Source organism: Trueperella pyogenes (genome assembly GCF_001070855.1).
Taxonomy (GTDB): domain Bacteria; phylum Actinomycetota; class Actinomycetes; order Actinomycetales; family Actinomycetaceae; genus Pauljensenia; species Pauljensenia pyogenes_A.
Genome location: NZ_JVLH01000012.1, coordinates 40,006 through 52,647 on the forward strand (window position 1 = coordinate 40,006; position 12,642 = coordinate 52,647).

The window sequence follows — 12,642 nt, forward strand, 5'->3', positions numbered from 1 at the left end:
TGCACTACTGGCGAGGATATCACCGTGAAAAGTGCGCCTCCACAATCCCGTCGAGTTGTGCCCGGATCTCCTCAAAAGGCCTGTTGAGATCGAGTGTCCTCACAGTTATCGCATTCCCGCTCATCTGGTACACGCCATCGGGGTAGACCTCTTCATCGGTCTTCGCGTACAAGAGCATTCCTGACACCCTGTGTGCTTCGCTGCTATACGCTGCCTCCATATTCTTCACATACGTGAAGATCTGATAGAGGTTCCCCGAATGCAGGCTCCGCGTGCCAAACCGCTCCTGCGTGGCGTGTGCATAGTACTTCGCGTCAATAATGAGCACCGTGTCCCCGCGCCTCAGAGTCACATCGGATCGCATCGTCGGAAGCATGTCATCGAAACCATCATCAAGCGCCCACGCAATATGCGGCGCACTCGCCTGAATCTCTGGATGCTCCTGGCGGTAGTACTCCAAAATGAACTTCTCGTACAAGCGGCACATGTTCTGCTCGTCCAAAAACTCCGCAAGCCGAGCCTCTCCGCCTTCATTGGTGTGCAAAAGCCCCGAGTAAATCAGCCAACAGACGTTGATGAGCATGCGATAGGTCTGATTATTGCGATCAAAACGCATACCCCAGTTGACCGCACCGAGTTCGATATCCGAAACCTCCGCGAAGAAGGGGAGGAGCCTGCGTAATTCTTTCTTCCGAGGCCTCGAGATCCTTGACCGCAGCAAGGCCATGCATGTCGCCTTGATGATCTGGTTCATCTGTGTGTCGAGCGAAAACTCGTCGTAACTGCACACCAACTGCCGGCGCAGAATTGAGCGTGTCTTGAGAGATTCCGTAACCTCGATTTTTCCGCGCAGAGACGACAGTGGCTCTGTAACGTCGACATAGGAGCGCCCGAGGCCTCGCTTGAGTTGGGAGCGCACGCCGCGGATCAGGATCTCAGCCAAGAGCTCCGCAGTGGAAGCAAATTCCTCGGTCGCTATATCGCGGTACCCCTGCTGGCGTAGCACCTGGAAGGCGTACGCAAGCATGTAATAGGTGTTACGAATCGGAATCATTGGATCGAGCGACGAAGTGCCTCGGACCAGAGGCGGACCTTTTCCTGGTCATCAAACCAGTACTCGCCAAGCATGGGAATGAGCTCATATTCAACGATAGCTGAAAGGCTGGCGTGATCGACTGTTCCTCCGACGAATCCACAGAAGTAGCTGTGCCCGATCATGAAGCCTTCACCAAGAGACTCGTCGCTCGCGATCTCTGTGTTCAACCTGGCCACGCACGAGACCAAATTGTTGAATGCGGGACTGCCGACGGCCTCGCGATAGCGCGTGAAACCGCTGGATGAAAAGCCTGGTGAAAGAGTGAAGAACGCAAAGCGGCGACGCAGCGCATAATCCAATAAGGCAAGCGAGCGATCCGCTGTGTTCATCAAGCCAATCAGGTACACATTGCTTGGCACGCAGAAACGCTCGCGCGAATAGAGCAGCTGGAGTTTGTTCTTCTCACCGCGCTTATCGTTCTCGATGAGCATGAAGAGCTCGCCGAAAATCTTTGAAAGATTTCCACGGTTGATCTCGTCAATGATGAAGAAATAGTCGCGCTCATTGTCGTCGGCTGCCTTCTTGCAGAAGCTGTAGAACGCGCCTTTGGAAAGCTCGAAACCGTCCGCGCAGGGGCGGTATCCCTCGATGAAGTCTTCGTAGGAGTAGCTTTGGTGGAATTGCACCATCATGACGCGTTCGGCGTCTTTCATGCCCATCATCGAATACGCGAGTCGTTTTGCTGCGAAGGTCTTGCCGACACCGGGTGCACCTTGCAAAATGACGTTCTTCTTCGCGCGAAGTAGACCGGTGAGAGTGTCATATTGCTGTTCGGACATGAAAACTTCCGAAAGGAAATCTTCCCTGTAATATGCGGGGTATTCGATCGCGGGTTGATCATCAATGACCTCATCAGCCTCGACCTCGAAAAGAGTCTCAATGGCTGCGACAAGCGTGGTGTCATCCGTGATGTCAGTCAGTGTTTTCAACGGAAGTATGCGATCAATTGCCCACTCGCCCTTGTGTGTCCACTCAACGCTGCGGAGGTTGGGGAAGTGTCCCTGGGCCTCGTCGTATTCGTAGTCTCCGGTGACGAGGCCGCGTCCGAGGATCTTCCCTCGACCTCCCTTTACGAAAACGATGTCACCGGGCTTGAGATCGTTGGCGAACTGCCAGAGCGCGTAGGCGTCGTTGCGAGGGTTGGTCGTTCCTCTGTTTGAGTTGACCAAGGCAAGGTGGATCTCTTCTTTGCTTGCGTACGCGGAAAGTTCGCCAGCTTCTTCCCAGGCAAGTCCCATCACTCCCTGGCTGTAGAAGTCCTCCCACATGCACGCGCCCTTGCCTGGCGCGTAGAGCCAGTAGTGAGTCGTTTCAACATCAGCGTCGCCGAGTGAGTTTTCGATGGGCTCGACGTCCTGAAGTGTCTTTTGTTCTTTGCGCTCTGAATTCACTCTTTTTGCGTCAGTAAATGCTGCATGGGCGATCTCGGGGAATGAAGTGAATGGGTGTTTTGTACTTTCACATGTGGAGGCAACTAGATCGCGGATTTTTAGGTATGCAGCACCTGTAATTGGTTCTTTTTCTTTCTCGGGAGGAACAAGGTTCGCAACCTCTGTTCCACAGGCTACTTGGGAGTGCAGAAACCAACGGTTACGGCTGTCCAGATTGATGAAGAACCGTGGTCGGTTCCAATACAGGCCTGTCGTGAGTTTCTGTCCTAATCCACGCTGGCCCAGTGTCGCGTCAAAAGCGACCGTAAAATCAGCCCGCTTATCCGGAGAGTCGTTGTCGGCCAGCGCGATCCCGGCTTTAAAGACGCGCCAGAGGTTTTCGATATCCTGCGTGCGAGTTTCGCTGTCGAAGGCATTGAATGTTGCCGCGAGGTTGTTAATCCCGGGGGCTCCGTTGAAAGTGACCGGTCGCGTCGCATTGATGCCGAATTCCTGTGTCAATGCGTCAATAATCGCTGCGCGTTTTGCGTTGGTGATCCCTCGTGTAAAGAGGCCGAACACAGTGAATGGATCGATGTCCTCGGGAGTACTCGTGCGGTCGATTGTTGGCAAGGGAATCCCTGCTTGGGCATAGGCACTCGACAAGTGCTTGAGTAGTGCTCGCCGATCGTTTGCGTATTCGAGCAGGGTATCGGCGAGCTCCTCGTAGAACTCAACCCAAGCGAATTGACCCATGTCCATAGCGGCCTTCCTTGAACGCGCTTGTAAACCTGGGTCTAATGCTAGTTTGTGTTCTTCTCCAATTGGTGAATTTTTATGTACGTAGCTCGGAAAATGGTCCAGCCTTCTGCATATACGTACGATCTCGCGAGCGACCAACGTGTCTGTCTCGAGTTTGAGTATCGAACTTTCCTAAGTGCCGCTCGCCCGTAAGGAGTAGCCGTTCAACGTATAGCCATATGCGTGATTTGGAGGGTGAGGCTATACTGAACACTGTTCATTATAGAGTGAAACGGGAGAGGAGGAGTTTCGTGCCCAAGCAGGTCATCGACAAAGACAAACTCATCGACCAGGCGTATTCGATCGCCGCGCGCGAAGGAATCTCCGCACTCTCCGTGCGAAAACTGGCCGCGGCATGCGGGATCGCCGTCGGCTCGGTCTATATGTACTTCCCAACAAAAGCGGACCTGACGGCCGCAGTATTCACGAGATTCTTTGACCAGGCGCTCTTCGAGGAATGCTGCCGAGTTGACGGGCGCGAAAGTTTCACGGACTACGTGCGGAAATTACGTGGTACTTTGGGTGAGGCTTTGGCGCAGATGGACGTTGATTGGTTCGCCGAGATGCGTCGCCTTCCCCGCAGTGAGCACGAGGCCTTGGAGGCTGCGCGTAGACCGATGTTGGCTCACATGGAAGAGGGGCTCCAGCATGTGTTGGAAGGGGACCCGGCGGTCGTGCGCTCAAGGCTGGTTGGTGCCCTGAGCCCCGAAAAACTATGTCCTTTTATTCTGGGGACGATCTTTACCTCGCTCATGGAGGGCTCTGATTGTGAGCCCCTTTTCGCCCTTCTTGATACCAGCTTGTGCGAGGCCGTGGCTGAGAATCGTGCTTCAGAAAGCGCTGCGACGGCCCCGATTGAAAAGAAAGATTGTTGATGACACTGTTCAAAATGAAGAAAGAAAACCTGATCACCGTGGCCGGAGTGGTTTGGCTGCTGGCGGGTATGAACGTCGCACTGATTGGTGTACGTTCGGCCGTTGAAATGAGCGGTGCAGCTGTCGGTGTTGTCGTTGCTCTTGTTGTTGGCGCTGTTGCCGCGTTTTTCGCCTTCCATGCAATGTTCGGCAAGATCGTCCTAAAGAATGCTCAGAGGATCCGAGGCTTGGATGCAGAACGCCTGAACTTCCTGCGATTCTTGGACCTCAAGGGCTACCTAATCATGGTCTTCATGATGTCCTTCGGCTTTGGACTGCGCTTAAGTGGCCTCGTCCCCAATTGGTTCTTCGCATTCTTCTACACGGGACTGGGATGTGCTCTGACCTTGGCGGGGGCCAGCTTCCTGCTGCACAGGGCGTTTGGTGAGGGCTGGACTTTCCATGCTCGAAGGGTGGGGAGTAGATAGTCTGCTCGTGTGTTGAGCTGCGTTTAAGCTGCCGATCTTGAGTTTAGTGCGTTCCGGAGAGACCCCCCCTATTGCTGTGCATGCATCTTTGGTATGAGATTCCTTTGTAAGAGGCTTACAAGCTTGCTTTGGGTAAGTTATTTTGACAGCGTAGTGCTACCTGCTTATGTGCGACATTGTGATTGAAAGCTGTGGGAGTGAAGGTTGCCCTGTTTTCTTGAATGTTGATAATTTTTCTTGCGTGCTAGTCGACGATATCGCTTTGGGTGGGGAAGTTAATCTCTTGAACCTTCAGGCGTCCTTCGAGAAGCAGTTTGTGAATGAGGTTCTTTCCATGGTCTCTATTCTCAAGCGTCGTACCATACGCTGTAAGCAGGTTTATAACCTTGTCCATCATTTCTCTGCGATGGATTAAAGGATCTCTCTCATCAAAACTTCGATAGAAGAAAATTAGTGAAACATCGCTACTGTAGAGATGAACTGCGTCGAAAATTGCCTGGAAGTATGAGTAGTCTGCATCGCTCAAAGAATGACCGTAGAACTTGATGCATCGTGTATTCGCACTAACGACATCATGGGCCTGCGGACCGCCCAAACCGAGTAACCGATATGTCTTTGTGAAGGGACGTGTTATTTCGTTCTCTAGATTCTCTTTCCCATCAATTCCGAAAATAATCTCATTATCTTCGTGGCAACGTCCGTGAATATTAATGTAAGCAGTGCAGATTTCTATCTCATCTGTGTGGAGTTCAAAAGGGCCAGTGTAATTGAAGCTAAGTACAGAATAAGATTTGGCGTGGGGATCTGTTGGTCGAGGTGGGTGACATAGGAGTGCTTGCAGGTTTCTGCTCGCGGTTTCCATATATCCTTCAGGCTGATTCCTGTCAGCATGTAAAAGATGTTTTTGAAGGTGCACGGAGAAAGCATGTTCTAGTTTAGTAAGTTCAGAACGTAGGAACTTTAATAGCTCAGTATTAGTGCATTCGTCGTGCGAGAGGAAGCATGCAAGATAACAAATTAGCTGGTAGTAGCGTTGGTTTGTTGGTTGTAACGACTTTGATCTGTAAATGTCGTCAAGTTCTGAGTCTAACTCAGAATGCGGGAGCCACTTCCAATATGAAAGAAGGAGCTCCAGGAGCCTTCCTTCAATGTTGTACCAATTCTCCTCAGACCCCTGTGCGAGTTTAATATCCCATAGAGTTAGACCAGCGTTTACGCAGAGCTCCTTCCATTTATTTAATTCTTCTTCTGAACTTGGAAAAGCAAGGTTATCAAGTTTATTTCTTCTTTCTAGGAAGAAGCCTTTCCAGCTTGAATTAAGCCCGCACTCCAAATCGAAACCATTCCCGATGATAAGTAGCTGGTGCCACGAAGATTTTGAGTCGCTGTCGGCGCTTGAGTATTTTGTCTCTAAATTTTCTGTGCGGCTTGTCAAATTTTTATCTACTTCCATGTGAGAACTGGCGGAGAGCTCGCGCGGAGCTGCGGCATTGCAGCGGGATGCACGGTTCCAATGCTAACCGCTCAAAGCCTAACTGATGCGCACTAGCTTATGCTCCTCCTCAAAGAGTCGAGGTCAAAGCGTGGCGTTCAGAATTTTTGCAGCTTAAGAGTAGAATCACTTCGTACTTAACCGACCGGCGTTGAGTGTATTGAAGCATCGTCGCTTTAGCAGTGGGCGCTGTGTTGTGGGCTTTCTAAGATGGAAAACGAGGCGAATGTGACTGCGGTAAATGAACGCACGGAGCTCCATAAAACAATCTGGCGCATTGCTAATGATCTGCGTGGAAGCGTCGATGGATGGGATTTTAAGAGTTATGTACTCGGTTTTCTGTTCTATCGTTTTATTTCGGAAAATCTGACCGAGTACGTCAATGCCTCGGAGCGTGAAGCGATTCTGGCAGATGGTGGAAGCAGCGATGAGGCGAGTGCTTTTGACTACGCGGCTCTGAGCGATGAAGTCGCTGAAAGTGATCGCGCTGGAATTATCAAAGATAAGGGCTTTTTATCCGCCCATCGGATCTGTTTGCGAACGTTTGCGCGCGGGCTGTATCCGATGAGAACCTGAATGAAACTCTAGCTCAGGCATTCCGCTCTATCGAAGATTCCGCTAAAGGTAGCGGGTCCGAGTCTGATTTGCGTGGACTATTCGATGATGTGGATGTTAACGCAACAAAGCTAGGTAACACCGTTGCAGAGCGAAATGCGAAACTTGTCAAGATCATGGAATCAATCGGCGATTTACCGCTTGATCATGGAAGTGCAAAAATCGATGCTTTCGGTGATGCCTATGAATTCTTGATGACGATGTACGCCTCAAGTGCAGGAAAATCTGGAGGTGAGTTTTATACCCCGCAAGAGGTGGCCCAGGTTTTGGCAATGATCGCTGCAGATGGACGTAAGAAAGTTGGTCGGGTATACGATCCTTGTGCGGGATCAGGTTCGTTGCTCCTTAAATTTGCGAAGATTCTTGGCGTGGAGAATGTTGGTTCATTTTACGGCCAGGAAATCAACCTCACGACATACAACTTGTGTCGGATCAATATGTTTCTGCACGATGTGAATTTCTCAAATTTTGATATCGCTCTGGGAGATACACTCACTGCTCCAGCTCATTGGGATGCACAACCTTTCGATGCAATTGTCTCGAATCCGCCGTACTCAACTAAGTGGGAAGGGGAAGACAATCCCGCGCTGATCTCTGATCCGCGTTTTGCTCCCGCCGGGAAACTTGCGCCCCGCTCGAAAGCAGACCTGGCCTTCACCATGCACATGCTGCACTGGCTGGCTGAGGATGGGACGGCAGCGATCGTCGAGTTCCCGGGCATCCTGTACCGCGGTGCCGCCGAGGGGAAGATCCGCAAATACCTCGTCGAAAACAACTTCGTGCACGCGGTCATCCAGCTGCCGCCGGACCTGTTTTTTGGGACCACGATCGCGACCTGCATCATCGTGCTCAAGAAGGCGCGTCCTGACCATAGCGTCCTCTTCGTGGATGCGTCCGCCGAGTGCGTGCGTGAGGGGAACAAGAATCGCCTGACCGCGGAGAACCAGCAGCGGATCCTCTCTCTCGTGTCCGAGCGTCAGGCCGTCGACCATGTGGCTGCCTTGGTGTCGATCGACGACATTAAGGACAACGACTGGAACCTGTCGGTGTCCTCCTATGTCGAGCCCGAGGATACGCGCGAGCAGGTCGACATCGTCGAGCTGAACACTCGGATCGCCGGCATCGTGGAGCGTCAGCGTGAGCTGCGCGCCTCCATCGACGCGATCGTCGCAGAACTGGAGGCCGACCGATGAGCCGCCTCGCCGAGCTGATTGAGCAGCTGTGCCCGGACGGGGTGGAATATCGAGCCCTCGGTGATGTCGGATCTTTTGTTCGAGGAGGAGGCCTCCAGAAGGCTGATTTCGTTGAAGCAGGTATGCCCTGCGTTCATTACGGACAGATACATACGCGTTTTGGTACTTCGGCGACTAAGGCCGTCTCCTATGTATCTGAAGCTCAATTCGCTCGGCTGAAGCATGCCGAATACGGTGATCTATTGATTGCGACGACGAGCGAGGATGATGAAGCTGTCGGGAAAGCAACAGCTTGGCTTGGTGATGGGGAAGTAGCCATTAGCGGCGACATGTTTTACTACCGCCACAATCTTGAGCCGAAGTACGTGTCGTATTTCTTCGCATCTAGTTCATTCCAGGAACAGAAACGACCGTACCTGACGGGAGCAAAGGTTCGTCGCATCGCCGATAAGGGACTTTCGCGTATTCAAATTCCTGTTCCTCCGGTGGAAATTCAGCGTGAGATCGTGAGAATACTGGATCAGTTCACGACGCTGGAAGCGGAGCTGGAAGCGGAGCTGGAAGCAAGGCAGGCCCAGTATGAGCACTACCGCAACCACTTGCTCTCCTATGATTCTCTGGCTGCTCGCGGCCCGGTTGAAATGGTGAAGCTCGGAGAATGCATCAAACTGAGTTTTGGAGAGCGGATCACAAAACTGCATGATGCTGGAACTCGATACCCCGTCTATGGTGGCGGTGGAGCTAGTTTTATGACAGATTCCTTCAATCGCTCTGATGAGTTTGTCATTTCAAGATTTGCTTTGTCGGAAGTCTGCGTTAGGTTCGTTCCTGGTGAATTTTGGTTATTGGATTCCGGTATTACATTTGACGTGAATGAATCGCGTTGTGTTAAGCATTATATCGGTCAGTTCTTGCTTAGTAGGCAAATTGAGATTTATCGGAAATCTGCAGGTGCTGCTCAGAGAAACTTGAAAACGGCAGAGTTTTTATCGATGGGAGTTCCTCTGCCATGTCTGTCGGAGCAACAGCGTATCGCCGACTTGCTGGACCGCTTCGACGCCCTCGTTAACGATATCTCGTCGGGCCTCCCCGCCGAGATTGCGGCCCGCCGTGCCCAGTACGAGCATTACAGGGACCGCCTTCTGTCTTTCCCCGAGAAACTGGCTGATTAATGAACTGAGGGGCGGGTCTGTATCCCGTCCCTCAGCGGAAGCTAGCCCTTCCTGTTGCGAGGGTCGTTTCCAGGCTTGATCGTGTCTTGCTGACGGATCTGACCGTTCTGGCCGCGAGTGAGCAACTCGCCGCCTCCCCGATTCCTCAGGAACGTACGGCCGTTTGCTTGTGCTTCTGCTTGCGTCGGTTTAACAACGGAGGCACGCCTTGCGTTAGGAGCAAAAACGCCCCAACCATCACCGTGCCTTCGAACTTCTCTTTTATTCACTATTCTCACCTCCTTCAGAGCAATGAAGGAACAATAAAACGACGCACCTGCACTTGCGTGCAGTTTTAGCAGGTAGGCAGACAATTGATCGTTATTTTCAGTCATGGTTAAAAACTTGTCGCAAATGAAGGTTTGCGGCATTAGCATCGAACTAACAGCCGCAGGTGGAAGAAGCGCTCCTCAGGCGTTTCGGCCTCGTCAACAAGAAAGCGCAGTTTGAAAGGAAAACGCGATGGTCACCGCCGCCCGTCCACGAATTGAACCTATCGTCGTCAGTGATGAATCAACTGTCGTTGGCCTCTACGAACCTGCGCGTTCAACGCAAAGCGAATACCAAAGCGAGGCTGCTCTTGAAGACGCGCTGATTGTCCAGTTACGCGCTCAAGCCTACGAATATCTTGATATTCACGATTTGGATGGGCTCACAGCTAACTTGCGAAACCAGCTCGAAGCGCTCAACGATTATCGCTTCACTGATGATGAATGGGAACGCTTTTATCAGCAGTCAATTGTCAATGTTCCATCGGATGAGCCTAATTCAGTGATCGCGAAAGCTCGGCGTATTCACGAAGACTACGTTCAGGTTCTTACGCGTGACGATGGAACAATCAAAAATATTCGTCTTATCGATAAGACCAATATTCATCGCAATAAACTACAAGTTATTAGGCAATTTGCCATCGATACTGGAGAGCGAAAGAACCGGTACGATGTCACGATTCTTGTGAATGGCTTGCCCCTGATTCATATTGAGCTTAAGCGCCGAGGCAAAGCTCTTAGAGAGGCCTTCAATCAGATCGACCGCTATCAACGGGATTCATTTCATGCTGCAGCCGGAGACGGGCTCTTCGGATATGTTCAGATCTTCATTATTTCGAACGGTGCACACACCAAGTACTACTCCAACACGGTTCGGCTTCAGCATCTAACTGAAAATCAAGGGCACCGACGCGAGGTAAAGGCCGCAAATGCCCGTTCATTTGAGTTCACCTCATGGTGGACTGATGCGGCAAACAATCAGATCCCCGACTTGACTGATTTCACCGCAACATTCCTCGCGCAGCGGACAATTCTCTCAATCCTCACGCGGTACTGCGTTCTTAATGTCCAGAATGAATTGCTGGTTATGCGCCCGTACCAGATTGCGGCGACAGAGGCGATTCTTCAGCGTATTAAGACAGCTTCAATGAACAAAAAGACAGGCACCGTAGCTGCGGGTGGGTATATCTGGCACACAACAGGATCAGGGAAAACTCTCACATCCTTCAAGACCGCGAAGCTCGCCGCTGGAATGGAAGGCGTTGATAAAGTCCTCTTTGTTGTAGACCGTAAAGATCTCGATCATCAAACCATTCGTGAATACAACAGCTTTGCCGCGGGGACGGTTTCGGCAAATCAATCAACTCGACAGCTTGCAGTTCAAATCAACGACCCTTCAGTACCGATCATCGTCACGACCATCCAAAAGCTGGCAACGTTCGTCAAAGGCAACCGAGGGCATTCCATTTATGACGGGCACGTTGTTCTAATCTTCGATGAGTGCCACCGAAGTCAATTTGGAGATATGCATAGGTACATTACGCGCGCATTCCGGAACTATCACCTTTTCGGTTTTACAGGAACGCCGATTTTTGCAGAAAATGCTCCATCGTCTGGCAAGACAAATTTGCGGACGACTGCTCAAGCGTTTGGCGACCAGCTTCACTGCTACACAATTGTTGATGCGATTCGTGATGGCAATGTTCTTCCCTTCCGGATCGATTACATCAATACGTTCAGTGTGCGCGAAGGAATCGAGAACTACGACGTTGAAGGGATTGACACGGAGAATGCTTTCATGGACAGGCGTCGTATCAGTGCGATCGTTTCGTACATTTTGGAGCATTTCGATCAAAAGACGAAACGTAGTTCCTCATACGAGCTCAAAGACCAACGGGTCAGTGGTTTCAATTCGCTATTGGCAACTTCATCCATCAAAGCGGCCCGCGCCTACTATCGTGAATTTGAACGTCAGCAAGAAGACCTACCCTCGGATAAACGACGCAGCGTTGGCATTATTTTCTCGTACGCGCCAAATGATGAAGCCCCAGGAACTGGTCTATTAGCTGAAGAATCGATGGATCCTTCGGCGCTGTCTCTTGACGATCGTGCCTTCTTGGATGATGCGATTGCAACATACAACGACCGATTCGGAACTAACTTCGGAACCGACGCATCGGGTTTTGAAAACTACTACGAGCACCTTTCAAAAGCCCTGACAGAGAAGAGAATCGATCTTGTTATTGTCGTGGACATGTTCCTTACCGGCTTCGACTCAAAGACCCTCAATACTCTGTGGGTTGATAAAAACCTGCATGCTCACGGTTTGATTCAGGCGTTCTCGCGCACCAACCGGATTCTGAATTCGGTGAAAACCTACGGGAACATCGTCTGTTTCCGGAACCTTGAGGAAGAAACAAACGAGGCTATTGCTCTCTTTGGGAACAAAGAAGCTCGCAGTCAGGTCTTATTGCGTCCCTATAGGGAATATCTTGACAAATACAACGAGGCGCTGGACGCGTTAGCTGGAGAATTCCCGTTGCCGCTGGGGTCCATTTCATCTGAGGGCGAGCAAAAACGCTTCATCCAACTCATGGGGCAGATTCTGAGGTTACGAAATATTCTGACTGCCTTCGATGACTTCGAAGAAGACGATCGAGTCAGCTCGCGCGACCTTGAAGACTATCGCAGCATTTACCTTGACCTGTATCACGAGGTTCGTCAACGCGCTGAAGTGGAGAAAGAACCCATTGCCGATGACTTGGTATTTGAAATGGAGCTTGTTAAGCAGGTAGATATCAATGTCGATTACATCCTCATGCTGATTGAACAGCATAGGAATGATTCGGCAGATGGGGGAGACCGTGAAATCCCCGTTGAAATCAGTCGCGCGCTTGCTTCATCACCGATGATGCGTGGAAAGCGAGATCTCATCGAAGAGTTCTACAGACGAGCCAGCCTGACGGGTGATATTCCGAACGCATTCGGAAATTTTGTTATCGAGTGTCGAGAAAAGGAACTTTCAGAGCTCATTGAGGGGCAGCGATTGGGCCAAGGCGCACGTGATTTTGCGTATGGGTGCCTGAACGAGGGCTACGTGCCTGATGAAGGAACCGGACTGGCAGCAATTCTTCCCCCCGTTCGCCGTTTTGGTGGGGGAGGCGACCGCGAAAAATTGCGTGCCCACGTACGTGAACTGCTCCAGGAATGGGTTGAGAGATTCTCTGGACTGGGCGGTCTGTGAACGTGAACA

At 51.2% G+C, this 12,642-nt stretch carries 8 protein-coding genes and 1 pseudogene; 5 read left to right on the forward strand and 4 right to left on the reverse strand.

Annotated features, from left to right (window positions below):
• Positions 1-19: 19 nt before the first annotated feature.
• On the reverse strand, positions 20-1,054 hold the full coding sequence (gene mcrC, locus ADG72_RS05590; RefSeq protein ID WP_048713154.1) for a 5-methylcytosine-specific restriction endonuclease system specificity protein McrC: 1,035 nt from the start codon (positions 1,052-1,054) through the stop codon (positions 20-22).
• Positions 1,051-3,228 (reverse strand): AAA family ATPase, encoded by a 2,178-nt coding sequence (locus ADG72_RS05595; RefSeq protein WP_048713158.1) that lies wholly within the window; start codon positions 3,226-3,228, stop codon positions 1,051-1,053. The genes mcrC and ADG72_RS05595 overlap by 4 nt, the downstream gene beginning before the upstream one ends.
• Before the next feature lie 290 nt (positions 3,229-3,518).
• On the opposite strand from ADG72_RS05595, the gene ADG72_RS05600 reads away from it, so the two are divergent.
• Positions 3,519-4,142 carry a TetR/AcrR family transcriptional regulator gene (locus tag ADG72_RS05600; protein WP_048713450.1) on the forward strand — a complete coding sequence of 208 codons (624 nt, stop codon included), beginning with the start codon at positions 3,519-3,521 and terminating at the stop codon, positions 4,140-4,142.
• The gene (locus ADG72_RS05605; protein WP_048713161.1) at positions 4,142-4,609 is read left to right on the forward strand and encodes a hypothetical protein; all 468 of its coding nucleotides are present in this window, start codon (positions 4,142-4,144) and stop codon (positions 4,607-4,609) included. The genes ADG72_RS05600 and ADG72_RS05605 overlap by 1 nt, the downstream gene beginning before the upstream one ends.
• 244 nt (positions 4,610-4,853) lie before the next feature.
• On the opposite strand, the gene ADG72_RS05610 is transcribed toward ADG72_RS05605, so the two are convergent.
• On the reverse strand, positions 4,854-6,062 hold the full coding sequence (locus ADG72_RS05610; protein WP_048713163.1) for an AbiH family protein: 1,209 nt from the start codon (positions 6,060-6,062) through the stop codon (positions 4,854-4,856).
• Between the two features lie 249 nt (positions 6,063-6,311).
• Here ADG72_RS05610 and ADG72_RS05615 point away from each other — a divergent pair.
• Positions 6,312-7,909 (forward strand): annotated as a pseudogene (locus ADG72_RS05615) (type I restriction-modification system subunit M).
• Positions 7,906-9,081: a restriction endonuclease subunit S gene (locus tag ADG72_RS05620; RefSeq protein ID WP_048713166.1), complete on the forward strand. Its 1,176-nt coding sequence runs from the start codon at positions 7,906-7,908 to the stop codon at positions 9,079-9,081. The pseudogene ADG72_RS05615 and the gene ADG72_RS05620 overlap by 4 nt, the downstream one beginning before the upstream one ends.
• Before the next feature lie 41 nt (positions 9,082-9,122).
• On the opposite strand, the gene ADG72_RS05625 is transcribed toward ADG72_RS05620, so the two are convergent.
• Positions 9,123-9,455: a DUF2188 domain-containing protein gene (locus tag ADG72_RS05625; protein WP_239667677.1), complete on the reverse strand. Its 333-nt coding sequence runs from the start codon at positions 9,453-9,455 to the stop codon at positions 9,123-9,125.
• 127 nt (positions 9,456-9,582) lie between these two features.
• On the opposite strand from ADG72_RS05625, the gene ADG72_RS05630 reads away from it, so the two are divergent.
• Positions 9,583-12,633: a type I restriction endonuclease subunit R gene (locus ADG72_RS05630; RefSeq protein WP_048713168.1), complete on the forward strand. Its 3,051-nt coding sequence runs from the start codon at positions 9,583-9,585 to the stop codon at positions 12,631-12,633.
• Positions 12,634-12,642: the final 9 nt, after the last annotated feature.